At 47.9% G+C, this 25,297-nt stretch carries 27 protein-coding genes; 12 read left to right on the top strand and 15 right to left on the bottom strand.

Annotation, left to right across the window (positions count from 1 at the left end):
* The first annotated feature begins 18 nt into the window (after positions 1-18).
* From LX98_RS15805 to LX98_RS15785, 5 genes are all read left to right on the top strand, one after another.
* Positions 19-312, top strand: coding sequence for a hypothetical protein (locus tag LX98_RS15805; protein ID WP_496429819.1), 294 nt, complete (start codon positions 19-21; stop codon positions 310-312).
* Positions 313-391: 79 nt separating this feature from the next.
* The gene (locus tag LX98_RS15800; RefSeq protein ID WP_496429818.1) at positions 392-1,753 is read left to right on the top strand and encodes a clostripain-related cysteine peptidase; all 1,362 of its coding nucleotides are present in this window, start codon (positions 392-394) and stop codon (positions 1,751-1,753) included.
* Positions 1,754-1,818: 65 nt separating this feature from the next.
* Positions 1,819-4,782, top strand: coding sequence for a caspase family protein (locus LX98_RS15795; protein ID WP_496429817.1), 2,964 nt, complete (start codon positions 1,819-1,821; stop codon positions 4,780-4,782).
* Positions 4,783-4,975: 193 nt separating this feature from the next.
* Complete coding sequence (locus LX98_RS15790) at positions 4,976-5,449, top strand: hypothetical protein (protein WP_496429816.1); 474 nt, start codon at positions 4,976-4,978, stop codon at positions 5,447-5,449.
* Between the two features lie 104 nt (positions 5,450-5,553).
* On the top strand, positions 5,554-5,874 hold the full coding sequence (locus LX98_RS15785) for a hypothetical protein (RefSeq protein ID WP_496429815.1): 321 nt from the start codon (positions 5,554-5,556) through the stop codon (positions 5,872-5,874).
* 141 nt (positions 5,875-6,015) lie between these two features.
* On the opposite strand, the gene bioB is transcribed toward LX98_RS15785, so the two are convergent.
* The 7 genes from bioB to rplU all read right to left on the bottom strand — a co-directional run bounded on the left by bioB (position 6,016) and on the right by rplU (position 11,266).
* Complete coding sequence (gene bioB / locus LX98_RS15780) at positions 6,016-7,032, bottom strand: biotin synthase BioB (RefSeq protein WP_496429814.1); 1,017 nt, start codon at positions 7,030-7,032, stop codon at positions 6,016-6,018.
* Positions 7,033-7,101: 69 nt separating this feature from the next.
* Positions 7,102-7,539 (bottom strand): ribosome silencing factor, encoded by a 438-nt coding sequence (gene rsfS / locus LX98_RS15775; RefSeq protein WP_496429813.1) that lies wholly within the window; start codon positions 7,537-7,539, stop codon positions 7,102-7,104.
* Positions 7,527-8,198 carry a nicotinate-nucleotide adenylyltransferase gene (gene nadD, locus LX98_RS15770; RefSeq protein WP_496429812.1) on the bottom strand — a complete coding sequence of 224 codons (672 nt, stop codon included), beginning with the start codon at positions 8,196-8,198 and terminating at the stop codon, positions 7,527-7,529. Before nadD ends, rsfS begins: the two co-directional genes overlap by 13 nt.
* A gap of 243 nt (positions 8,199-8,441) precedes the next feature.
* Positions 8,442-9,578, bottom strand: a complete 1,137-nt coding sequence (gene proB / locus LX98_RS15765) for a glutamate 5-kinase (protein ID WP_496429811.1) — start codon at positions 9,576-9,578, stop codon at positions 8,442-8,444.
* Positions 9,560-10,579 carry a GTPase ObgE gene (gene obgE / locus LX98_RS15760; protein ID WP_496429810.1) on the bottom strand — a complete coding sequence of 340 codons (1,020 nt, stop codon included), beginning with the start codon at positions 10,577-10,579 and terminating at the stop codon, positions 9,560-9,562. Before obgE ends, proB begins: the two co-directional genes overlap by 19 nt.
* 79 nt (positions 10,580-10,658) lie before the next feature.
* Positions 10,659-10,913: a 50S ribosomal protein L27 gene (gene rpmA, locus LX98_RS15755; protein ID WP_312646418.1), complete on the bottom strand. Its 255-nt coding sequence runs from the start codon at positions 10,911-10,913 to the stop codon at positions 10,659-10,661.
* 35 nt (positions 10,914-10,948) lie between these two features.
* Complete coding sequence (gene rplU / locus LX98_RS15750; RefSeq protein ID WP_496429809.1) at positions 10,949-11,266, bottom strand: 50S ribosomal protein L21; 318 nt, start codon at positions 11,264-11,266, stop codon at positions 10,949-10,951.
* A gap of 155 nt (positions 11,267-11,421) precedes the next feature.
* Between rplU and LX98_RS15745 the strand changes: the two genes are divergently transcribed.
* Positions 11,422-12,336 carry a branched-chain amino acid transaminase gene (locus LX98_RS15745; protein WP_496429808.1) on the top strand — a complete coding sequence of 305 codons (915 nt, stop codon included), beginning with the start codon at positions 11,422-11,424 and terminating at the stop codon, positions 12,334-12,336.
* 87 nt (positions 12,337-12,423) lie between these two features.
* Here LX98_RS15745 and secG read toward each other — a convergent pair whose 3' ends face one another.
* From secG to LX98_RS15710, 7 genes are all read right to left on the bottom strand, one after another.
* Positions 12,424-12,795, bottom strand: a complete 372-nt coding sequence (secG, locus tag LX98_RS15740; protein ID WP_496429807.1) for a preprotein translocase subunit SecG — start codon at positions 12,793-12,795, stop codon at positions 12,424-12,426.
* Between the two features lie 30 nt (positions 12,796-12,825).
* Positions 12,826-13,584 (bottom strand): triose-phosphate isomerase, encoded by a 759-nt coding sequence (tpiA, locus tag LX98_RS15735; RefSeq protein ID WP_496429806.1) that lies wholly within the window; start codon positions 13,582-13,584, stop codon positions 12,826-12,828.
* Between the two features lie 44 nt (positions 13,585-13,628).
* Positions 13,629-14,828 (bottom strand): phosphoglycerate kinase, encoded by a 1,200-nt coding sequence (locus LX98_RS15730; RefSeq protein WP_496429805.1) that lies wholly within the window; start codon positions 14,826-14,828, stop codon positions 13,629-13,631.
* A gap of 69 nt (positions 14,829-14,897) precedes the next feature.
* A complete protein-coding gene (gap, locus tag LX98_RS15725) occupies positions 14,898-15,902 on the bottom strand; it encodes a type I glyceraldehyde-3-phosphate dehydrogenase (protein ID WP_496429804.1) in 1,005 nt (334 codons plus the stop codon).
* Between the two features lie 290 nt (positions 15,903-16,192).
* Positions 16,193-17,176: a tryptophan--tRNA ligase gene (gene trpS, locus LX98_RS15720; protein WP_496429803.1), complete on the bottom strand. Its 984-nt coding sequence runs from the start codon at positions 17,174-17,176 to the stop codon at positions 16,193-16,195.
* A gap of 20 nt (positions 17,177-17,196) precedes the next feature.
* Positions 17,197-17,880 carry a site-2 protease family protein gene (locus LX98_RS15715; RefSeq protein ID WP_496429802.1) on the bottom strand — a complete coding sequence of 228 codons (684 nt, stop codon included), beginning with the start codon at positions 17,878-17,880 and terminating at the stop codon, positions 17,197-17,199.
* Positions 17,881-17,924: 44 nt separating this feature from the next.
* Entirely contained in the window at positions 17,925-19,868 is a 1,944-nt protein-coding gene (locus LX98_RS15710; protein ID WP_496429801.1) for an ABC transporter substrate-binding protein, read from the bottom strand.
* A 253-nt stretch (positions 19,869-20,121) separates the two neighbouring features.
* Between LX98_RS15710 and xerD the strand changes: the two genes are divergently transcribed.
* The 5 genes from xerD (at position 20,122) to LX98_RS15685 (ending at position 23,778) form a co-directional block, all read left to right on the top strand.
* Complete coding sequence (gene xerD / locus LX98_RS15705; protein ID WP_496429800.1) at positions 20,122-21,051, top strand: site-specific tyrosine recombinase XerD; 930 nt, start codon at positions 20,122-20,124, stop codon at positions 21,049-21,051.
* Positions 21,052-21,170: 119 nt separating this feature from the next.
* Positions 21,171-21,356, top strand: coding sequence for a hypothetical protein (locus LX98_RS15700; RefSeq protein ID WP_312646431.1), 186 nt, complete (start codon positions 21,171-21,173; stop codon positions 21,354-21,356).
* Between the two features lie 74 nt (positions 21,357-21,430).
* Positions 21,431-22,078 carry an NAD(P)H-dependent oxidoreductase gene (locus tag LX98_RS15695; protein WP_496429799.1) on the top strand — a complete coding sequence of 216 codons (648 nt, stop codon included), beginning with the start codon at positions 21,431-21,433 and terminating at the stop codon, positions 22,076-22,078.
* 10 nt (positions 22,079-22,088) lie between these two features.
* Positions 22,089-22,793 carry a hypothetical protein gene (locus tag LX98_RS15690; RefSeq protein WP_496429798.1) on the top strand — a complete coding sequence of 235 codons (705 nt, stop codon included), beginning with the start codon at positions 22,089-22,091 and terminating at the stop codon, positions 22,791-22,793.
* 223 nt (positions 22,794-23,016) lie between these two features.
* Positions 23,017-23,778 (top strand): hypothetical protein, encoded by a 762-nt coding sequence (locus LX98_RS15685; protein WP_496429797.1) that lies wholly within the window; start codon positions 23,017-23,019, stop codon positions 23,776-23,778.
* 39 nt (positions 23,779-23,817) lie between these two features.
* Here the strand turns inward: LX98_RS15685 and LX98_RS15680 are convergent, their stop codons facing one another.
* Entirely contained in the window at positions 23,818-24,138 is a 321-nt protein-coding gene (locus tag LX98_RS15680; protein ID WP_496429796.1) for a tetratricopeptide repeat protein, read from the bottom strand.
* 213 nt (positions 24,139-24,351) lie between these two features.
* On the opposite strand from LX98_RS15680, the gene LX98_RS15675 reads away from it, so the two are divergent.
* A complete protein-coding gene (locus tag LX98_RS15675; protein ID WP_496429795.1) occupies positions 24,352-25,296 on the top strand; it encodes a histone deacetylase family protein in 945 nt (314 codons plus the stop codon).
* The last annotated feature ends 1 nt before the right edge of the window (position 25,297 follow it).

Below are 25,297 nucleotides of genomic sequence, written 5' to 3'. Positions count from 1 at the left end.
CTCCCAATTATCTTGGTGGTGGCGTCATTTTCTTTTGTTTATATTTCTCATGGGAAATTTTGCGATGAAATTCCTGGTGGAAGTGAATATATGGGTCATTCAAATGGGGAAAATAGGGAATGTGTTCCTAGAAAAAAAGAGGAAATTCCTTCGGGCTCTGAATCAAAAAAGGAAAGTCCCTTTGACTCTGGAAAAGACAAATTTGGAGGAATTGAATCGAAAGATATTCTTCCAGGAGGATCAGAGGAAAAAGGAAAGTCCACGCGTGATTTTTATATGGAATTTCCCAGAGGAAACACTTCCGATCGTTGAGGCGATCTTAAAAAATGAACCGGTGTTAAAAAAATTGATAACCCACATGAAATCATTATTATTTTTGACAAGGTGATTTATGAAGATAATGGTGGGGGTATTAATACTAACTCTAGGGATTTTTAACCAAGATAAAGTTTTTCCCGAAGGATTCGAGGATAAGGCGGATTGGACTATTTTGATTTATATGAATGGAGATAATGACTTAGAGAGGGACGCCATTTTAGATTTTGATGAAATGGCAAAGGTTGGAAGCTCTGAAGAAATTAACATTTTGGTTCAATTTGATCGTATTGGTAAATATGGATTTACCACTCCGGATTGGAATCAGACATTGCGATTTCATATTCAGAAAAGTCTACCACCTGAATCTAAGTATGAACCCCTGCCTTCCTACGCAATTGATGATTTGGGTGAAATTAATATGGGTGATCCACAAGCGCTTTCGGAGTTTGTTGCTTGGGGCCTGCATAGTTTTCCAGCCTATCATTCAATGTTAATAATTTGGAACCATGGGCAGGGCTGGAGAGATTTGCGTGAGGAATTAATAAAAAAAATTCAGAATTCTGACCAATCAGAAAATTCCTTGGATTCCACTGAAAATATTAATCTCATTGACGGGGTTGAGAAAAATATAGGAGCGCCCTATCGGTCAGCTTCAAACGATGAGACAGACAGGGACTTACTGTATAACCAGGAAACATTCGAAGGGCTAAAATCTGTGCTGGGTAGCAATAAAATCGATGTTCTTGGATTTGACGCTTGTCTCATGGCGATGGTGGAGACAGCTTATGCATTCCGGGATGTAGCACATTATTTAGTCGGAAGCGAAGAATTGGAACCTGGAACTGGATGGAATTATCAAGATTTATTGGAACGAATTGTCGGTAGTATCCCTAAAGATGGTGCCACAATGGCAAATACTATAGTGGCATCGTATCAGGCTACCTATGAAACAATTGATCCCACCACTACGTTATCGGCCATTGAATTGTCTGGGGTTGAATCCTTAGCTTCATCAATTGATGCGCTTAGCAAAATTTTGGAAAAAAATCTGGACAAACACCTCCAACCAATCCGGGAAGCTAGAGATTCAATAAGAACTTATGCCCCAGGCTTTCAATATCATCATATAGATCTAGGGCAATTTGTTGATGAAATTATTACTAAACTTCCAGAAACCGAGATAATCGATGCTGCTTCCCGCACCAGAAACCTTATCAAATCCACTGTTATTGGAAATTATGCGGGGACAGGCCGAAAAAAATCTTGGGGTTCAAACGGGCTTGCCATATATTTTCCCCAAGGGTTGGGAATCTACTTAAGAGATCCCTGGGCTGAAAAGGGATACGAAAAGAGCAACCAAAGATATCCTGTCAATTTTGTTAGGGAAAATTCTTGGGTGGATTTTCTGCATAAATATTTAGAGAAAGTCCCATAACTCAAAAGGAAAGATTTTGGAAAAAAAGTCAAGAATTTTAAACTCTCTAAACAAAGAGTGAGGCAATGACCAAATACATTTTTGAAAAATTGCAATTGAGATCCCTAACTTTAATTTGGGCTTTAGCTATTCTAGTTTTCCCAGGTTGTCTTGACAAATCTTTTGCGGGCAAATCTGACTTGCCACTTCTTCGGCATAATTCTTGGATGCATTCATCAGGGATAACTCAAATCGATTTGAATAGGGAGGGTAATATACTTGTATCAAGTTCACGGGACAAAACTGTTCGTGTCTGGGATATAAAAACACACAAATTCATTTTTGAATTACGCCCTCCCATTAATTTTGAACTCTCGGGCAAAGAGGGGACCTTAAATTCAGTTGCCATAATTCCTGACGGCAAAATCCTTGCCACGGCTGGATGGACACAAGGGGATGGAGCCTCTTATTTCATTTATCTCTTTGACATTTTTAGTCGGAAAATGATTCGCCGAATAGGTGGTCATCAAACTCCTATATATTTTCTTTCCTATTCCCTTGATGGAAAGTACCTTGTTGTATTAATGGATACAGGATTTGGTATGAGAATATATAGAACTAATGATTGGGCCATTGTTGCTGAGGACACCAATTATGAAAAAAGAAGTTATTGGGCTAGCTTCGACAAAAAAAATCGCCTTATTACCAGTTCTATGGATGGCTGGCTTCGCCTTTATGATAACAATTTCAAGCTTTTAAAAAAACAAAAAGCTCCAGGAGGGGACGAGCCTTTTAAAGTTGCATTTTCTCCAGATGGTGAGATGGTTGCAGTTGGTTTTACAGATTCCACAAAAGTTAATGTACTATCAGGTAACGATTTGACCTTTTTGTATGCTCCATACACCGATGATGTTACGGAGGGAAATTTCTCTGGAATAAGTTGGTCAGCGGATGGAAGATTTCTTTATGGAGGAGGTCAGTTCAAATTAGCGAAAGATAGATGGGGGATGAGATATTGGGCCGATGCTGGAAAGGGCATTGCAAAGGACGTAAATGTTTCAGGAAATACTATAGTTGACATTCGTCCGCTACCTAGTGGTGGAGTAGTTTTTGGGACTCTTGATCCATTCATTGGATTCCTGGATGCCAATGGAAAACTTAATTATGCTAACCAGGGAATAGAAGAAAACCATAAAGGACATGCAGACTTCCGTTCTATTAGGAATAATTTTTTGACTTCTTATACAGGTAAAATCATACAGTTTTCCTATGAAGTCTTGGGTCAAGAGCCAAAAGTATTCTCTATTTCAAGTGGAAATTTTATTCCAAAGTCCGATTTAAAAGAAACACTTCAGCCACCCCTTTTGTCTGTTGAAGGCTTGTCGATAACTAATTGGGAGAACGACAGGAAACCTTTAATAAATGAAATTCCCCTGCAATTAGAACCGCAAGAAACTTCCCGTTGCTTAGCAATTGCTCCCAATCATGAGGATTTTGTAATTGGGGCAGAACGAGATATATATTCATTCAATCGGAGAGATTCAGGACGGCACAAATGGCGAACGGCTACTGAATCAACTGTATGGGGGATAAATATTACAGGAAATGGTCAAATTGTGGTTGCAGCTCTTGGAGACGGCACAATCCATTGGTATTCCATGAAGGATGGTCATGAATTGCTGGCTTTTTTCCCACATCCTGATAGAAAACGATGGGCACTTTGGAAATCAGATTCTGGACATTTCAATATTTCTCCAGGCGGTGAGGACATCTTAGGTTGGCATGTTAATCAAGGGTGGAATCAGGAAGCTATTTTTTATCCCATTGGATTATTCCAAAATGATTATTATAAACCTGAATCAATTGAATTGGCGTTGGAAGCTAATCTCAAAAATAGGGAGCAAAGAGAGGCAAGTGAAAATAATGTGGTTACTTTATCCGAAGAAGACCTAAATAATATTCCTCCAAATGTCAAAATTGATTTTCCTAAAACTAATAGAAAAGTAAAGATTTCAGAAATTTCAGTGCGAGTAACAGTTAGATCAAAGTCCCCAATTAAGGCAGTTAAAGCCTATGTTGATGGGCGTCCAGCTGCAGTCCGTTCAACTTTTAGATTAAATACAAGTAAAGAGGGAAAAGAAATTGTAGAAAATTGGTCTCTAATGGTAGGGATACCCCCACAAGATAGTAAAATTTCGGTAATAGCTTTGAATGAGAAAGAAAATCCTAGTGATGAGGACACCATCTCCATTCAGTGGGAGGGGAAACCTGCCGCACTTCAAAGGTCCCTTAACATATTGGCAATAGGAGTAAGTGAATATAAACAAAAGGATCTAATACCTAAATTAAATTGGGCGCATAAGGATGCGAATGACCTAGCTGAATTTTTCATCAAGCAAGAGGGATTAATATATAAAAAGGTTAACCATAGGATTCTCCGAAATGATGAGGCAATAGCAGAAGATATCCGGACGAATCTTGGATGGATAAAAAACAATACCAAACTTGAAGATCTCGCTATAATTTTTATTGCTGGGCATGGAGTTTCATTTGACAATAAGACATATCATTTTCTCGCTTATGACTATAGTCCAGACGAGGGAAAACATGAAAATACAATTATCAGCTTTACGACCCTTCTTGAAACAACAATGAGTATTCCTGGAAAAGTTATTTTGATATTAGATACATGTCGTGATGGACTGTTATTCGGAAATCAAGATTGGGTTAAAGCCTATTCTGCTTTTGTCATTCAGATAAGTAACAAGCAAAATGGAGGAATCGTGTTTTCGGCAACCTCTGGAAAACAATATTCACAAGAAATTCCCCAAAATGGAAGATTCACAGGTCGACTTCTTGAGGGTTTAAAGGGTGCTGCAGCCCATCAAAATGATGACGAAATTACGATAGCTTTGTTGGAATATCATGTTCGTAAGTGGGTTGAAAAAGATACTAACATGCGTCAGGTTCCCGCTGTCGCAAAAACGGGGCTAATCCCAGATTTCCCCATAAGTAAAAGGCAAAAGAATTTGGATTTAACTCAAAACTAGATTAACGTAAATCTAATAGTTTCAAGCTATTGGGAATTAAATTCAATATTTGGGTCGAGGGTGAGATCTTTACCAAGGAGGGAATCTATGAAATCCGATTGGGTATTTTTTAGCGTTTCTTTTCTGGTCCAAGTGCTTCATATAAGCGAAATTTGAATTTTAAAAACAAGTACGAATTTTTGGGGGTAAGTATATGAATAAATCTCCCATTCTTTTATTAATCTTGTTAGTTGTAGTATCCTTTCCTTCACTTATCTATGCAAAATCACACCTTTTTCCGAATCAAAGTTGGTATCCAGCTAAAGGAAATTTCTTCGACCCTATCTTATTTGTGCAAGAGCGTGCACTCCAGCATAGTGTTCCTGGAGGATCACCAAAAAAGATATACGAACATCCTTCCGGTCAAGAGCGTCCACCTCAGCATGTTAGGTTTGGCACGGGAGTCGGAGAATCACAAGGTGTTGGCGACAGATCGCGGGTGATGGACCAAGATGATATGTTGCGATACCTGTCCGCAGATGAGACCATTATGGGAGAAGTTGTTGGAGTTGATTTAGCCAGCGGTAGAATGTTTATTGACATGGGAGGGAGCTCCCATGATGAGCGCCAAACTCACAGAGGTGCATTAAATCTAATGACCCTATATGTCGATAAAAAACAAATTTAGAAGATTTAAAGGCCATCAAGAAGGGAGATTATGTAACTATTCAAGCTGGGAATGAAACCACAGATAATCAACCCTTTGGAACTGGTCGTAAATTGGTTCGGGATGTGTATGTACTAACTGGGAGTCAATTATTAGGTGGAGCTGATAATCCTGGCTTTGGCGGCGGATTTGGACAAAAACCAAATCCCTATGAAGCAAGGGGACACAATATTAAATCAGCCGGATATACTGGAGTGCCTGAGGGTTCATTTCAGCCGGGAACAGTACAGTCGGGAATTACAAGCGAGGTTGGTGTGATGAGCGGTGCCGCGCCTTGTTGGCAATGTGCTCCTCAGCCTGACACCGTCAACGAGCGTATTGATAAGACCATTGCCACAGATTATGGTGATAATCGCAATAATTTTAATAAGGGCACGGTTCAATAAAGGTTTTGTTCAGTAAGAGTATTTAAAGGGCTTTCCGGTGTAATAATTGGGTCGCCCTTTTGTTATTCAAAACCATCAGGGTATAGTTTATTTAACTTTTAAAGAAGATTTTATAGTTATAAGCCATTCTAAGAAGAGTAATCAGTGCGAACAGATTTCGGCCTTTTCGGCTTCAATCCCCTCGTACTTCACTTCCACGGTAAAGCCCAGGTCTTCGATCATTTTCCAGACTTCCTGATGGGCAAGGCCCGGTGTGGTTAAATAGCCATCCACGAACAGGGAGTCGGCCACGTAGAGCGCTAAGGGTTGGAGCGAGCGGAGGTTTTTTTCGCGTCCTCCGGCCGCACGGATTTCCGTTTTGGGGTGGAAGAACCGGAAGAGACAGAGGATTTTTAAGCAACGGACCGGTGTGAGGTTTTTCATTTCGTCAAATGGTGTGCCTTCGACCGGGTACAACATGTTTAACGGAATGGAATCGGGTTGGATGTCCTGTAACGCCAGGGCCAGATCTACCAGATCTTCGTCCCCCTCGCCCATGCCGACGATACCGCCGCTGCAGAGTTCCAATCCGGCTGCGCGGGCATTTTTCAGGGTGTCGAGACGATCCTGGTAGGTGTGTGTCGTGCAAATAGCAGGGTGATACGCTTCACTGGTGTTAAGATTATGGTTGATGCGATCGACCCCAGCCGCCTTTAACTGGCTGGCCTGTTCGCCATTCAAGAGCCCTAGTGAACAACAGATTTGAATCGGCAGTTCCTCTTTAATCTGTTTGACGGCGCTGGTGATGTGGGTGATTTCCGATTGCAACGGGGAGCGCCCACTGATCACAATGCAATACCGCTGGGCTTTGGCCTGTGCGGCCCGTCGAGCGCCTTCCAGCATTTTTTCCGGAGAGACAAGTGCATACCGCTCGATGGGGGCGGTGGAAATGATTGATTGGGAGCAATAGTGGCAATCTTCCTGACAGGCTCCGCTTTTGGCATTGAGCAACATTTGCAGGCGGATGGTGTTGCCAAAATATCGTGACCGAATCCGATAGGCCGCATTGATCAGATCGAGCAGTTTGTCCTGAGGGGTGTCCAAAATGGCCAAACCTTCCTCCCGGCTTGGGACGATTCCCTCCAGCACGCGATCTGCCAAATCTTGAAATGCGGTCATGGGGTTCTCCATTATTTTTCTAAAAAATTCGATTTCCAACCTACGGATAAAAAGACTTCTTCTAATTGCTCACGAAAGCCTGGCGACTTTTCCGGGTGCTTTCGGCGCCTGTGCGACCTGCGGAAAAGGTTTACGGCTTTCAGGAATAGAAATTTGTGGAGCGTCGGCCCACATACTTTCTAAGGCATAATACTTCCGGACGTCTGATTTAAATATATGGACGATGATGTCTCCATAGTCGAGTAATATCCAATTGGCCGTTTCTTGTCCCTCAATATTCGGGTTTATTGCATAGCGTGTGGACATAACCTTTTCAATGAAGGAGGCAAGCCCTCGCACCTGGCGTTCGGAATCCCCTGAGGCAAAGACGAAATAGTCTGCTATTGACGTCATCGCTCCCACATCAAGCACCAACACCTCTCCTGCTTGCTTTTCTTGAGCCGCTTGAGCGATGAAGACCGCCTGTTCAAGGGTAGGAGATGGTTTCGGGTGGGTTAGACGGGCCATTGGTACAATCGATGGCGAATTATATAGGACTCCACCGTGGGCGGCAACCACTGGCTGACGCGAGAACCACTGGCCAGTTGCTCACGAATTTTCGAGGCCGATATCTCGCACGGTGGTACGGACAGGAGAAAAATGGTCTTGCCGGAGGGAAGAAGTATGTCCAGACGGTTCGTGTCCTGTTGGTCAAGGCTTTGAAATGCTTGAGGCTTTGTCGCAGGTAGGAACGGCAGGGCTTGAAGTTGCGTGAAGGCAACCCCGGGTCTCGAGCAGACAATAAAATGACACAGGGTGAGCAAATGATCCACCTGCCGCCAACTGCAGAAATCCAGAAAAGCATCAAGCCCCACTATAAACCCCAACTCCATTCCATCGGAGCATTCATTTTTGAAATGAGTGACGGTGTCGACACTGTACGACACTGCCTCAGATTGGATTTCGTAATCGGATACCGTGCAGTAGGGAAGCGGGGCAACTGCTTGCTGCACCATTGTTAACCGGTGATGGGCCGGTGCTAGGGAGTCCGTTGGTTTGTGTGGAGGATCCCCCGTCGGAATGAAAATTATGCGATCGAGCTGGATTGTGCTGTAGACATACTGGGCAATATGCAAATGCCCATTATGAATGGGATTGAATGAGCCGCCTAAGAGGCCGATAAACATCAGTCTAGATTTTTCTCATGTGGAGAGTGTTGGAAAAGGCCCCCAGCGGCTGCGGCCTTTCCTTCGAGGGCTTCAGGAGGTCTGGACGGGTCTTTTTAAATACCCCACACATTTCTCTGATGAGGCTCGGTCACTCATTTGCTGAGGAAACGGCAATATTTTTGAAATGTTCGACAGCTCTATGTTCAATTTTAGGAGATAAAGGCGAACCATACCTGTGCCTTTGGCCTGGAGTCACGTCGCTTATGAAACCTGGTGCTTTGTCAGAACCAGATTGTCCCGGTGAATGACTTCCTCATACTCCAACGAGCCCAGGAGTTGTCTGATGTCTGACGTTTTTTTCCCCTTGATGCGGTGGAGGGTTTCGGCAGAATAATTCGTGAGTCCCTGCGCGAACGGCATTCCCTCCCGGGTGGCGCATGTAATGGGGTCTCCTGTCAGAAAGATGCCTGTGATGTCCAGAATGCCTGAGGGTAATAAGCTTTTTCCTCGAAGGGTGAGGGCGGCCACCGCTCCTTCGTCTAACCGGACCTCCCCTTTTGGTCGAAGCGTATAGGCAATCCACTGTTTTCGACTGGTCAGGGGTGATTGGTCTGACACAAAAAACGTTCCCCCGGGCTTTCCGTTCAGGACATCTTCCAACGCATGGGGAGTTTCTCCATTTAATAAAAGGGTCGGAACTCCAAAGCGTCCTGCCTGTTTGGCGGCTCTGATCTTGGTGACCATGCCTCCACGGCTGGCTTGTGTTCGGGAAGTTCCGGCGAGGTCTTCAATGTCCTTGGTGACATTGGCAACCAGAGGAATTAATTCTGCCGAAGGATTGAGGTGAGGATCCTGGCTATAGAGCCCATCGACATCTGATAAAATCACCAGCAGATCTGCGTCAACCAAGTGGGCCACTTCCCCTGCGAGGGTATCATTGTCACCAAATCTGATTTCCTCGATAGCTACGGTGTCATTTTCATTAATTATCGGAATGACCCTCAGTTGAATAAGGGTATTGAGGGTATGGCGGGCATTCAGGAATCGTCGACGGTCGGATAAATCCTGGTGAGTTAAGAGGACTTGGGCAATCTTATTTTTCGTTTCTTCAAACGCCATCTCATAGGCTCGCATGAGCCGGCTTTGTCCGACGGCAGCGGCGGCTTGCTGAAGGGGTAATTCAGTGGGATAGGAAAAAATGGCGAGGTGTGAGATACCCGCAACGATGGCTCCGGAGGAAACCACGACAATTTGTCGATCCTGAGCCTGCAGGGTGCCCAATTCCTGGGCTAAACGGTTGATGCGGTCGAGACGAAGACCGCCTTGCGAGGAAGCCACCAGGCTGCTTCCCACTTTGACGACGATCCTCTTGCATGCCGCTAGCACTTGCTCGCGCATGAGGTCTTTGCTTCCAGAACGGCTTTCCCTAAATAGGTCACGAGTGATGGAAGGCCTTCCCTGGTCACGGCCGAAATGGGAAAGAACGGAAAGTGGTGTGCGCTGCAATACTCCCGAAGGGCTTCCAAGTGCTGGCCGTTTCCCTGAGAATCCATTTTTGTGGCCACGATGGCAAATGGCCGTTCAAGGAGTTCAGGGTCAAAGGCCTTGAGTTCCCTTTGCAAGGTTTCAACGATTTCGACGGGATCTTCTGCAATCCATTCAGTGATATCGACCAGATATAACAAAAAAGCGGTTCGCTGGATATGTCGCAGGAATTTAATTCCTAACCCTTTCCCCTCATGAGCGCCTTCGATCAATCCTGGAATGTCGGCTACGACAAACGACGAATGTTCCATCCATTCCACCACTCCCAAATGAGGCCGCAGGGTGGTGAAGGGATAACTCGCAATTTCCGGGTGTGCCGAAGAAATCGCTGAAATTAAGGTGGATTTGCCGGCGTTAGGAAAGCCCACCAAGCCGACATCGGCTAACAGTTTCAATTCCAGATTCACCCATCGCTCTTCGCCGGGAGTCCCGGGCTCGAATTGACGTGGCGCTCGATTCGTTGACGTGGCAAAACGTGCGTTGCCCTTTCCCCCTTTACCTCCTTTGGCCACAATGGCGGTCTGTCCTTCCGCAATAAGGTCGGCGATGATTTCACCGTCTTCGGTTTTCACGAGAGTTCCGACAGGAAGGGGAATCACGATATCTGAGCCATTGGCTCCGTGGCAGTTGGTCTTGAGGCCTCTGACGCCGGAAGTGGCCTCATAATGTTTTTGATATCGCAGGTCGAGCAAGGTTGAGACTCTATTGGAGGCCACAAAGACCACGTCTCCTCCATCACCGCCGTCGCCACCGTTGGGACCACCAAATTCGGCAAATTTTTCTCGTCGAAAGCTGCAGTGTCCGGTTCCACCGTCACCCGCTTTGATGAAAATTCGTGCTTGATCGATAAACATACTGATGCTTAAATCCTACCGGACCTACCAGGGGAAAATGAAGGCGTTGAATTAAAAAAGCAGGAAAAGGGAAGGAGATCTAGACAGGGGGATAGACGCTCACCTTCCGGCGGGCGATTCCTCCTTCAAACTTAACGATCCCGTCTACTTTTGCAAAGAGGGTGTAATCGCTTCCAAGTCCGACATTTGTCCCAGGAAAGAATTTTGTTCCGCGTTGACGAACGATGATGCTTCCGCCGCTCACCTTTTCGCCGGCATAGGCTTTGACGCCTAAATATTGTGGGTTGCTATCGCGACCGTTGCGGGATGATCCGCCACCTTTTTTATGCGCCATGAGTCAAACCTCCAAGAATTCTAAAAGATCAAGGATTAAGCCGATGCCACAATTTCAGTGATTCGAACTTGCGTGAATCCCTGACGATGGCCCTTGGTCCGTCGATAGTTTTTTCGTCGTTTCTTTTTGAAAATGGTAATGGACCGGGTTCGCGCATGCCGGATAATTTCTCCTTTGACTACTGCATCTGTAATCATGGGAGAGCCGACAAGAGGCGCTTGGTCCGTTTGGACAAATCGCACTGAGTCGAATTGAATGATGGATCCGACATCGCCTTCAAGTGACTCGACTTGTAGGATACCGTTCGGTTCCGCCCGGTATTGTTTTCCACCTGTTTCGATAATTGCATACATGTTTTTTAGCTCCTTAACAAACACGCATTTTGCCAGTATGTTTACATTTATGTCAAGATTTTAGTATATCATCACGCGTTCTTGATGCTTAGCAAAAAAGTTTTCGCTCACATGCCTTGTCTATCTCAGCTACTGTCAATCGGAGAAATATTCCTATGGTGACTGGTTCAAAAAAAATCTGGATGGATGGAGCTCTCGTCGACTGGGATGAGGCCTCGGTTCATGTTCTTACCCATTCTCTCCATTATGGTCTGGCGGCCTTTGAGGGGATCCGTTGTTATGAGGGCAAAGCCGGATCAAACATTTTTCGATTACAAGAGCATGTGGACCGGCTCTTTGAGTCTGCCCATATTACGATGATCCCCATGCCTTTTACCAAAAAAGAGGTGTCGGACGCCATTGTTGAGACAGTTCGGGTCAATCAATTGGCCTCCTGTTACATCCGCCCGATCGCCTATGTGGGCTACGGCGCAATGGGGGTGTACCCTGGCGACAACCCGATTCGTCTGGCTATTGCGGCTTGGCCATGGGGATCGTATTTAGGGGAGGATGCCTTGGTGCAAGGCATCAGGGCAAAAATTTCATCCTTTACCCGGCACCATGTGAATGTATCCATGACCCGGGCAAAAATCTCGGGATATTACGTCAATTCGATTTTAGCCAAATGGGAGGCGAAGAAGTCAGGATATGCCGAATGTATTCTCCTTGATCCTGATGGATATGTCTCTGAGGGAACAGGAGAAAACGTGTTTATTGTGAAAAAGGGGGTCTTAAAAACGACTCCCTTGACCTCGATCCTGGACGGGATTACCCGGAATTCGATCCTTGAAATGGCGAGAGCCAAAAACATCCCGGTGATTGAGGAGCGGTTTACCCGGGATGCGATGTATGTGGCAGACGAAATATTTCTTACCGGAACCGCTGCCGAAGTGACACCGGTTCGCGAATTGGATGATCGAAAAATCGGCGAAGGGAGGCCAGGACCTCTCACAAAATCCCTGCAGGATGATTTCTTTAGAATTGTGCGTAGCGAAGAACCTGCGTATGCCAATTGGTTGACTCCAATTTAGGAGTGGCCCTTCTAACTCAGGTGGCCCCAGGATCCTGGGCCATTCCACCATTTGTCAAATATAGTTGCCGATTCAGTAAAGAATAATTTATGGAGCAGTCGGGGCGGGAGTCGTCTCTGACTGGGGTTCAGCTGTGCCGGTTTCAGTTGGCGGAGTTGTCTCAGTGGTCGCTGGAGAGGACGTTTCATGGTGAGAGGTTGGGTGAAGATCTATTACGGTGGACGAGGTATTGGCCTGTTTAGAAAGTAGTGCCAGGCTGAGCGATGTCAGCATAAACACAATAGCCGCTCCCACTGTGATCTTGCTTAGAAACGTACCGGGGCCCCGGCTTCCAAACACCGTTTGAGAAGACCCTCCAAATGAGGCACCGATCTCAGCGCCTTTTCCTGCCTGGAGCAAGATGGCGGCAATCATGAGAAAACAGACAATGATATGAAGAATGACGGTCAGGGTATACATAAGTTTACGTGTTCGTTGGAGTGTTTCTGGTTAATTGGAAGAAGCTGATTGGGCTATCTTAACAAAGGATTCGGAATTCAAACAAGCTTTTCCCACGAGAGCCCCATTAATTTGTGAAGATTGAAAGAGACTTTTGGCATTGTCCTGAGTCACGCTCCCACCGTAAATGATTGTGGTCTGATCAGGTTTGATGCCCCATTGCATGGCAAGAAAAGACCGGATGTGGCCATGGACCTCGGCTGCCTGGTCGACGGTAGCCGCCTGGCCGGTCCCAATGGCCCAGACCGGTTCATAGGCGATGGTGATCCTCGCAAAATCTTTTGATTCGAGACCTTCAAGACAGGTTTGTAATTGCTGTTGAATGACGGCCTGCGTTTTATTGGATTGACGTTCTTCCAGACGTTCCCCGACACATAAAATCGGTAGGAGGTCATGGTGGAAGGCGGCATGGACTTTTTTATTAATATCCTGGTCGGTTTCTCCAAAAATATGCCGTCGTTCGGAATGTCCAATAATGACATAGTGGCAGCCGACGTCCCGTAGCATGGGTGGCGAGATTTCTCCGGTAAAGGCGCCCTCGTCACTCGCACAGGTATTTTGAGCAGCCAATTTGATGGACGTCGAAGCCAGCAAGCGTGCAACTGCTGGCAACGACACGAAGGGGGGAGCGATGGCTAATTCTACCGAAGCTTGCGGTTGATATACCTGGAGAATATCGGTCACCAGGGACTCGGCCTGAGAAATCGTCTTGTGCATTTTCCAATTGCCGACAATGAATCGACGACGCATGAGGACCTCTTAAATTTTGGAAGTAAAGAATGGGGGTGTTGGAATCAAAGACGATCGGGTAAGGCTGCAAGCCCCGGCATATGCTTGCCTTCCAGAAGTTGAAGTGCCGCACCACCACCGGTTGAAATGAAGGACATACTTTCCGATTCTCCAGCTCGATACACGGCGAGAGCCGTATCTCCTCCTCCCACAATTGTTTTCGCATAGGCATTGGCCACAGCATGGGCCATTGCATAGGTCCCGCGTGAAAATGCATCACGCTCAAAAACTCCCATGGGGCCATTCCACAAAATGGTTTTGGCGTTTTGGACGGCTTCGCTAAACAGGCGGACCGACGCGGGCCCGATGTCCATGCCATACCAGCCCGCGGGGATTTCCTGCACCGGGACAATTTTGGTTTCCGCTTCAGGGTCGAGACTGGCGGCGACAACACAATCGACGGGAAGATAGAATTTGATTTTTTGAGCCATCGCCTGTTCGTGAATGCGTTTGGCAAAATCCAGCATGTCTTTTTCGACGAGAGATTGGCCGATTTCCAATCCCATGGCCTTAATAAAGGTAAACGCCATGCCGCCACCGATGATGACTTTATCGACCACCTTGCCAAGATTTTCAATGACCCCGATTTTTCCCGAAACTTTGGCCCCTCCCAAAATGGCCACAAACGGACGAACAGGGTTTTCCACTGTGCCTTCCAGGGCTTCGACTTCCCGTTTCATCAGAAATCCTGCCGCAGATACCTTCACATATTTGGTGATGCCGACAGTGGAGGCATGAGACCGATGGGCGGTTCCAAATGCGTCATTGATGTACACATCTGCCAATGAGGCCAATTGTGACGAGAACTGGTCGTCATTTTTTTCTTCTTCCGGATGAAAGCGCAGGTTTTCTAATACCACCACGTCGCCGGGTTTGGCTTTGTTGACGACAGCTTCAACGGCCGGCCCAATGCAATCGCCAACAAATTCAACCGGTTTATTTAATAGCCGCTGGAGTCGTTTGGCCACGGGAGCCAGGCTGAGTGCCTGGTTGATGGTTCCATCCGGGCGTCCCAGGTGGGAACAGAGAATGACGACAGCGTTTTCATCTACAGCACGGTTGATGGTGGGAAGGGCGGCCCGAATCCTGGAATCGTCCGTAATTTGGCAGGAGTCATCGAGGGGAACGTTGAAATCCACGCGAATAAGTACGCGTTTGTTGCGGAGGTCAACCTGATCAATGGTTTGTTTTTTTAAATGCTTCATGCATTCCTTTCCCTTCCGATGCCGGTGGTTCGTGGGGGAAAGCCGGATAACTCTGTCGTGATGCGATATTTAACGGTGTTGAGCAAGAACATTGATCAGATCGTGTAAACGGCACGAATATCCCCATTCATTGTCATACCAGGCGAACACCTTAACCAGCCGTTTATTGATGACGGAAGTGAGAGGTGCGTCCACGGTGGCTGAGTATGAACACCCATTGAGATCACTTGAAACAATAGGAGCTTCAGAGACCTGCATATAACCCTTTAACGAACTCTGGGCAGCTTGTTGAAAGGCCGCGTTCACCGTTGCCGCATCACAATCGCGTTCGACTTCAACTGTAAGGTCAATGAGCGATACATTGGGGGTCGGCACTCGAATGGCCATGCCATCTATTTTCCCTTTCAATTCCGGGATGACCAGGTATAACGCTTTGGCCGCCCCGGTTGATGTAGGAATCATGGATAAGGTGGCCGCGCGTGCCCGTCGTAAATCCTTATGAGGCAAATCAAGCAATTGTTGATCGTTGGTATACGAATGAATAGTGGTCATAAACCCGTACTTGATGCCGAATTCCTGTAAAAGGACTTTCGACACGGGAGCGAGACAATTGGTCGTACAGGAGGCGTTGGATATGATGTTGTGTTGTTGAGGATTGTAGTCGGAGTCATTCACGCCTAACACGATCGTGATATCCGGGTCTTTGGCCGGTGCTGAAATAATAACACGTTTGGCTCCGGCTGAGATGTGTTGTCCCGCACTTTTCCTGTCGGTAAAACGACCAGTGGATTCGATGACGAAATCGATCTGGTGTTCTTTCCATGGCAGGGCCTGAGGGTCTTTGATGGCCAGGATCTGAATCTGTTTCCCATTGACTCTCAGAAAGTCTGGTCCGTGTTGAATCTCGGCTTGAAATTTTCCATGAATTGAGTCATAGGTCAAAAGATGGGCCAGGGTTTTTGAGTCAGTCAGGTCATTGATGGCCACAATCTCGATGGTAGGATCATTGAAACAGGTCCGGAAAAAATTTCTTCCGATGCGACCAAACCCATTAATGGCTACGCGGATACTCATAGTTTGATATACCTAACTAAATGAAAATAAGGGAATCTTTTATGGGTCTATGATCGTAATTTCAATAGCATGAAGTCAAGAAAATATCGCGAGTCTAGCTCAAGAAAGTTCCTCGTTTGCCTGGGTTGTGAGAGCAATGAGCCTTTGTAAAGTCACGCGATTCCCGTGAACATGGTTTATGTGTGCGTTCTTTTGACTGAGAAACGTGGGATTGTCCTTTTAATAGACCGCTTTGGTACTAGAAAAATTCTTCTTCAGAAGGGGTTCGAGGATTGTGCGGTTTGAGGTTGCTAGAGAATTTTCATCGCGGTTTTCACTTCCTGCATCGTCTCCTGTGCTACATGAGAGGCGCGTTTGCGTCCTTCTTCTACCATTTCCTGCGTCTGTTCTGGATGTTGAAGTATTGTGGCCCGTGTGTCCCACATAGGTCGATAGCGTTCCACCATGGCGTCGGCAACTTGGCGTTTGCAATCGATGCATCCAATAGCAGCGGTGCGGCAATCCTGGTCAATTTGTTTGACGACGTCGGCAGATGAATAAATTTTGTGAAAGTCGAATACCGGGCAGACATCAGGATTGCCCTTGTCGGTCCGGCGGACGCGTGCCGGATCCGTCACCATGGTTTTGAGCTTTTGTCGAACGACCGGCTCGGTATCGGAAAGATTGATCGTATTGCCGTAACTTTTGCTCATTTTGCGTCCGTCGGTGCCCATGACCTTGGGGAATTGTGTGAGATGTGCCTTGGGTTCAGGAAACACCGGCGAATAGAGATTGTTGAACCGGCGGCCTATTTCCCGCGTGAGTTCCAAGTGGGGAAGCTGATCCTTGCCGACCGGGACGAGATCGGGTTTGTATAACAGAATGTCTGCCGCCTGGAGCACCGGATAGCCCAAAAATCCATAGGTGGAAAGATCCTTTTCTTTGATCTCCTCCTGCTTTTCCTTATACGTAGGATTTCGTTCCAACCAGGGAATAGGCACTATCATAGAGAACAGCAAATGGAGAATGGCGTGTTCGGGAATGCTGGATTGGACAAACACCGTAGCCCGATCCGGATCAATGCCGGCAGCCAGCCAATCAATCAGCAATTCCTGTGTGAATTCTTTAATCCGGCCGGTGTCGGCATAATTTGTCGACATGGCATGCCAGTCGGCCACAAAAAAATAACATTCGTACTGGGCTTGTAGGGATTTCCAATTTTCCAGCGCCCCAAGAAGATTGCCTAAATGCATGAGCCCGCTCGGTTGCATGCCGCTAAGTACTCGTGTGGTCATAGTCAGTATTCCGGTTCTCGTTAAGTTATGAAAGCAGGTAAAAAGAGGTGTTGAAATACCTGAAACACCATTCCGATAAAGCTGCTGATTATGGGGATATACGAATTCAGCATCAGGAGCCCCAAAATAAAAAACATCCCATAGGGTTCCAACCGGTTTAAGACTTCCGCGGAACTGACCGGGAGGAGGCTACGAAGGACCCGGCTCCCATCCAAAGGAGGAACCGGTAAAAGATTGAATGAAAATAACACGATATTAATGATCATGGAAGATAAGGCCATGGCCGTGAGGGGAACCAGGATCATGCCGAGAAGATCGCGGCGTGGTTCAACGCCAGGCTGGGGAGGCCAGTTAGCTTGGAGGGTGGGGTCGAGATAAAGAAACAGGGCGAGCAACAGGCTGCTGACAATGGCCAAAAACAAATTCATGAGTGGTCCGGCTGCGGCCACAAACGCCATATCTCGTCTGGGGTTATGGAGGTGTGCAGGATTAACGGGAACGGGTTTGGCCCAACCAAACACAAACCCTCCAGGTATAAGAGACAGCATCAGTGGCACAATGATGCTTCCATACAGGTCGATGTGGGGGAGGGGATTGATGGTGAGTCGTCCCAGGTTTTTGGCCGTCTGGTCTCCAAAGAAATTTGCGACCCATCCATGGGCGCATTCGTGTAACACCACCGCGGCCATGAGTGGAACCAGCATGAAAGAGAGGTTATAAAGAAAAGAGGAAAGGGAATCCATTTGGCTTAGTTGAGTTGGGTGAAGGTCTTATTTTTGACTTGGAGGAGGTAGAGCCTTCGGTTCAGTATGCCGGCGGAACTAAAAGAGGCAAATCCACTCAAAGCCGGCAGGTCAGAGCGTCGCACAAGTTGGTCCCAGACCCCTTGTCCGGATTGTGCACCCTGGCGGATGGTTTCCATCACCATGGTTGCCGCATCATAGGCCTGGAAGGCAAAGAGGGATGGTTCCTTTTGAAACTGACTGCGATACCGCTGAACAAACATCTGAATATTAGGATCAGGGCTATTGGGGAAAAATCCATCGACAAAAATATGGCCGTCAAGATCGTTTTTGGCCCACCGAAATAACTCAGAGTTATGCCAGCTATTGCCGCCTAAAATCGGCACATTCATGTCATAAAATGCCAGTTGTGCCGCAATGAGGGCCAAGTGCACGGGCTGTCCCGGGACAAATACCGCGTCAAATCCGGGTGTGTAGACCAAGCGATCTTCTCCGGTTCGGGTTTTTTCGTTTTTGGTGGTGCCGTATTTGGCGAGATCTTTCTCCTTCAAGTGGCGTAATTGTTCACCAATATCGGTCTGGTCATCAGCATAGCCTTCTGAGGCGATAATTTCCCCGCCGGAGTGCAACACTTCCTTCGCGAACATATCAGCCATTTCTCGTCCATACGCTGTTTGGGGATAAATAATGCCAAAACGGTGGTATCCCAGTTTTAGAATGGCATATTCCACCAGGCGTTTAGCCTGGACGGATGAGGTCATGGCCGTACTAAACCAAAATGATCCAAACTGCCGAACGTTTAAGAGCGTGGATGAAGGGGTGATAAACGGCGTGACATAGTCATCAGGGAGTCGACCGAGTCCCTGTATCTCACGTGACAATAAGGGCCCTATGACCGCAAGAGGGCGAAATTCATCAAGCATTTGTTGTATCTCGACGCGCAACGGGGCGGTGAGGGTTGTGGTATCTTTTACAACCAGCCCGATCGAAGTCAGTCCCCATTGTTCTTTGGCGATTTCGAGAGCGAGTCGAATGCCGTTCAACGAATCCGTGCCATAGGTTTTCATGGGACCGGAAAAAGGCAGGGCGGCTGCCAAAATATGCGAATGAAATTTGATCTTGCTGATAAATGATTGCAGGAGGGCCATCGCCGTTTGAGCATAGGGATGGGTGGGAAAGCGTTTGAGAAATCCCCGGATATCCCGTTCGGCGAGGACCTCATCCCCATGGGCCGTATGCAGTTCAATCAGCCGGATGGTTGCGATGTCACCCGGATACCGGGAGGAATAACTCTCAACCAGTTCCTGGAGCGCGGATTCGTCCAACTGCTGTAAAATCAGAGTTTGAGTGAGGCTTTCTAACTCGAGCCGTTCGGTCTGGTCGGCCAGACTCATTTCATTTAACAGGGCTTTGACCGCGCCCAGCGGGTTGTGATTGTTTAACTCGGTTTGACGAATTAATTGGAATATGGACCGGCGCAGGTCCAGATCCGTGGCATAATCCAATGCCTGATACAATTGATCCAGGGCAGGCTCATAGTTCTGTAACTCGATATAGAGTTCGGCCATTAAGACCCGAGCCGGGTTCGTGGAGTGCGAAAAGGGAAATTCTTCCAGGAGTTGCTTCAAAACCGTAAGGGCATCCGTCGGCTGGTGATCATGTTTCAGAGCGGTTGCTTGCAAAAGATAGGCTTCCTCCAGGATCTCTGGGGGAGGGAATGCATCAATCAGCTTCTCGAGAGTCGTAATGGCCGCTGCAGGATTATCGGCTTCCAGCTCCGATCTTGCCTGATCCAGAAGAGGGGAAGTTGAAGACTGTTGAGCAAATGCCAGGTTGATGTCTCCGGCCGAGAAGGGCCACCATCCAGGGTTCACCAGCAGTCCTGAGCTTGCCAGGATGAGACACAAAAGGGTTCGCAGCAACAGATATTTAAGTCTGACAGTCGTCAAAGGGAATTTACCTAAACGCCTTGGAAATGGAAGGGATTGTTCGTATGGAAACGGGCCAATACCCGAATGCTTGGGTGGATAATTCACAAGCATATTACGGTGACGACAATGTTTTTCTAGTTTAGTATACCAGGAAGTTCGCTTACCAAAATAGAAGAATGCAAGAAAATCTCTGGATAGGATTATGCCCGGTGGGGGCATGAAAAGGTTTGTGGTTCTTCCATCGTGAAGATGAGGGTGGCGTAAAGAGCCGATGCAGGAATGTATTGATCGTTATCTCACCATGTTGCAAGTCGAGCAGGGCTATGCGGCGAATACCATTGAGAGCTATCGCCGGGACCTCAGGAAACTCGAGATCTTTTTTCGAACACATGACATTGCCGATCCCGCATATCTTTCCAGGCCACTGTGGTTTCAATTTTTAAATAGTTTGAAAGCCGAAGGGCTGTCCTCCTCTTCAATTGCCAGGTGCCTGGCTTCTATCAGGGGTTTCTATAAATCGTTTGAGAGGGGAAAGGATGATCCGACATTTGAGGGTATATTGAAAGGGACGCCGAAGCAATGGAGTCAATTGCCAAAGTTGTTGTCCGAAGCCGAAGTGACCAGATTGCTTAACTTGTCCCTGATGGATACCAGGGAAGATCTAAGAGATGCCGCCATGGTGGAACTGCTCTATGCCACTGGTCTTCGGGTATCGGAACTCATCAATTTGGAAATGGCGCATCTCAATCTGGATGTGGGGTTTCTGCAAGCGACTGGCAAGCGGGACAAACAGCGAATTGTTCCGATCGGAGACAAGGCACGCCAGTTGGTCTCGGAGTATCTCCAGTCTTCCCGTCCGGCCTTTGTCAAAAAGCGAACGTCTTCCGCGTTATTTCTTACCCGGCTGGGTCGGGCCATGAGCCGGCAATGTTTTTGGAAAATTCTCAAGGATCGTACGGCTCGTGCAGGCATTACCAAGCCTATTTCACCTCATATGCTTCGCCATTCCTTTGCCACGCATTTATTGGATCATGGGGCCGATCTTCGTTCGGTCCAAATGATGCTCGGCCATGCCAGCATTGCCACGACACAAATTTATACCCATGTGGAGCAAGCCCGACTCAAAAAGGTTCATGACCAATATTTTCCCCGTAAACAACGGACGAGGGTCTTTGGAGACCACCATGATTCTGAGTCTTGAGCAGATATTTGCCCGGGTGCCACCCTGCGGGAGTGGTTCGATTTCAATTTGCAATTGGAAAAAGGCCTATGGCAGGCTAGCACCGAGCTTTTATTTAATAAATTTTGGAGGGGTTGGTTATGAAGTATAGAAAGCAGGTGCATTATGTGAAGGGGGTGTTTGCGTGCCCAAAATGTCATCAACATTTTGTGCAAGAGAAGTGGTTGGAGGAATTCCGGGTACGATGTCATAAGTGCGATTATCGAGGGGCCTTGACTCACGTATCGGTTGAAGAGCAGATGGACGAAGAAATTGAACGCCGATAGCGGGGTTTGACGCTCAAAAGAATTGGTCTTTCAGGTCGGGACACTTGATCTCCCTCTTCCAGTTTGATTCTCCTATGAAGATTTTTCGAGGAAATCCCTTATGGGTAGCTCTGGCTGTCCTTGTTTGGTGTTGTGGGTATGTGCAAGTTTCCGCTCAACCTTTGTCTCCCCAAGCATCTCCTCATTCCAGCGATGGCCTTCAGGTCTTAGTCACCTATCATTCTCTGTCGGGTCATACGGCCGAGATGGCCAAGAGTGTGAAAAAGGGTGCTGAATCGATACCAGGGATCACCGTCCTCCTGAAGACCGTGGGGCAGGTGACCGCCGATGAGTTGTTTGGCAGCGATGCCGTCATCGTGGGTTCGCCCGTCTATTGGTCGAATATGTCCGGTGAAGTCAAGGCTTTTTTTGACCGGTGGCAGTTTGAATTTGGCGTGTATCCTGAATGGAAAATGCGTAATAAGGTAGGAGCAGCCTTTGCGACGGGTGGGCAAATATCCAGCGGAAAAGAGGTGACGATGTTGACCATCCTTGCAGCCATGCTTGGAAACAAGATGATTGTCGTGAGTGACGGAGGAGCGTTTGGCGCTTCAGCGACGACGGAAGGCGATAGCCCTGGAATTAATGATGCGGAGCGTGCCGATGCATGGGCGTTGGGAAAGCGTGTGGCTGAAGTGGCGTGGATGATCAAGCGAGGGCAGACGATCCCAGGGCAATCCTGAAGGGCATTCCATGAGTTCGATACCGGGAAACTTAGACGATAAATGGGTCATTTATTGGGAGCGGGAGTATGCCACCGCCTTTGCTCCGGAACGCCTCAAGCTAGATTTCCATCCTCACCGCCCCTTGATGACCAACATGCCGTTGCCTGAGCAACGGGAGTTAGCGGCCTCCGGATACAAGGTCCTTCCTGATGATTGTGGGCCGGTTCGGGCCGTAGGGCAATATGGCTGGCTCATCCGTTCACCCGCGGATTGCCGGTTTCGTAGGAAAGGCACTGGGTTTGAATGGCAGTCTCCGCCCATCCTTCCTGAAGAGCGGCTCTTGGGGTACAAGTCATTTTCGGGGATGTATGTCGATACGATTTTGAATAGTGGATTTCCCAAGCTCTATTGTGGCATTCGTTTTTATTACCCCAAACAAGTCGGCATGATGATGAAGGATCTCCCCAATCATTTTTATCATTTCTCCAACCGGACCTTCTCCATCTGGGAAGGGATCAAAACGCAAGAATATAAACTGACCCCGAATCCCTATGACTTTCTGCCTGACCACGATGCCTTTGTGACGAATTTTCTGCTGCAATTGGACCCTTCTCCGGACAAGACCACGACCATTCTGCGTGGCGATCCCATTGGTGTGGTGTTCCCGGTCATGCTCCCGAAACACTTCACACTCGAAGAATTGAAGCATCCCTCAGAAGCCCCTAGCGCATAATGCTAAGCAGGCCCTCGGCGTAAGCCTCTCGCGTCCTTTTTCCCCTTAGTTCATATGTAGTGAATGCCTGTGAGGGAGAAGCTATTGCCCGATTTTCCTGCCGAAGGGAAAGCCTGTTGTCGCTTCGAATTGATATACTGGTTGAGGTCGGGGGGAACGCGTGGGCCGCGATTGCCAATAAACGCATTTTTTGTTTCGATTTTCGTGGTCAAGAGGGAGGAGTGTGAAAGTACAACCCAAGTCGGATTTGATTCTTCACCAATGGCAAACTCTTGCCAAAGCCTGTGATGACGGAGACAGTCAGACTCGACTGGCGATATTGTGGGAGCACATTAATCGGTTTCCGGTCAGGCAGGCGGCGTCCGCCCATGCCGAGATCGAGACGGCGTATTTTCTCGCGCAAGCGGGCTTTTCCGTGGCATTTTTAGAGGCTTCTGGCGGTCGAACGGCGGATTTGGAGTGTTATGAAGGTACGCATCGATTTTTTGTGGAAGTCACGGTGATCCAATCGACCCAGGGACCTACTCGCAAATCACCGGCGGTGCGCCTGCAACCTCACCAGATTCTGGAATCTTCGGATGAGTTTTTTGAACAGGCTTTGGTCAGGCGATTGTTGTCACGCATGGCCGAAAAAGCCAGGCAATTAGAACGGTACTGTGCACCCGTGTTGCTGGCAGTCAGTGTCCCCGATTTACCATGGAGGAAAGGGCGCCCTCAGGACATTCCTCCCTTGGATCTTCAACGATTGGCTGCGATGTTGGTCGGAGTGGTCGTCGACGTCCCTCAGTTCAGTGCGATCCTGCTGACCTTATGGAAGGCACCGGCGCAGGAATTACGTAATCCCATTCGTATTCGCCAGGTCACGTGGGTCACTCGACCACCAGGGGATGCACGCGACCCTCGAATTCGATTGTTGGCAGTGAACCCGGTTGCTCGATATCGCCTTAGCTCCCGGGAACTCACGAGTATCAAGGAAAGGATGTGAGGCGAACCTGCGGGAAAGGATTGGAAAAAGTACGAGCGGTTAGGATGAAGGCAAAGACGCTTTGAGGGCTTCCAGGTTCTTAATGACGAGGAGATCACCATTCTTGGTTGCCACGGTGATGCCTTGGGTGCATATTGTCCGGCATTTTTCAAATTCGCCTGTTTGGTGAAGCGATTGAGCCAATGCAAAATAGGCAGCTGAGTATTCAGGTTTCACCTGAATGCATTCCTCCAGGGCGGGAATCGCCTCTTTCCAATTTTCGTCATTCATGTAGGCTTTCCCCAGGCCGAACCACATGGTTTCGTCCTTCGGATCCATTTGGAGCACTTTCTTGAATTGTTCGATCTTAGGATTGGCCATGGCTGAAGTCCGATCAAAATAAAGGTGACGGAACGTGGATGAAAACGAGCCTATCATGCGGGTGTATTCGTTGTCTAAGCCATTCCCCTATGCTAGGATCTTTTTCGCTTTTCCCTCCTGCTTGTCAGTAGGCGCAAGGTTTATTCCCGGTAACGGTGATCAGGTTTTCCCTCATCAGCATGATTTCCTTTTCAAGGTTGGGAGTTCTTGAGCATGGGACGTGTTGGATACGTATCTCATCCGGCTTATGAGCTCCATGAAATGAGCAGAAGCCATCCGGAGTCACCTGAACGGCTTCGTGCGATACGCGCGCAATTAGAGAGTTCGGGAACGTGGTCCCGGCTGCTTCAGGTTGCCCCACGACGGGCCGAGCGGAGATGGATTGAACTCGTCCACGGATCATCTTATGTGGAGAGTCTTGAGCGACGCTCCCCCTCAACTGGGTATGTCTCCCTGGATCCTGATACGTCGATGTGTCCGGGAACGCTGGAGGCCGCCTATCTGGCGGTCGGCGGGGGTTTGGCGGCGGTGGATGCGATCATGAACCACGACATTGATCAGGCGTTTTGCGCTGTGCGGCCTCCTGGGCATCACGCGGAGGCGGATCGAGCGATGGGGTTTTGTTTCTTTAACACCATCGCGATTGCCGCCCGTTATCTTCAGCAACAATATGGACTACAGAGGATTATGATTGTGGATTGGGATGTGCACCATGGCAATGGCACGCAACAGGCCTTTTATGATGATCCCACAGTCCTTTTTTTTAGTACCCACCAGGCTCCATTTTATCCCGGGACGGGCCGGGCGACGGAAACCGGGGCAGGTCAAGGGAAAGGTCTCACCATCAATGTGCCGCTCCCGGGAGGACAAGGGGATGAGAAGTATTGCGAAGTATTCCAGAAGGTCTTGGTCCCGGCTGCCGAGCACTTTCAACCTGAATGTATTCTGATTTCGGCCGGATTTGACGGTCATCTGGATGATCCATTGGCGAGTATGGCCTTAACGGAGCAAGGGTATGCCGATATGACAAGGATTGTCTCGAAGATTGCAAAAACATTTGCCAGTGGGCGAATTGTGTCATGTTTAGAAGGTGGATATCACCTCAAGGGGTTGGCGGGATCCGTGGACCGTCATCTACAGGCTCTGCTGGATAATTAAC

The organism is Nitrospira marina, from assembly GCF_059568365.1.
This window is presented reverse-complemented; position numbering and strand designations above follow the sequence as displayed.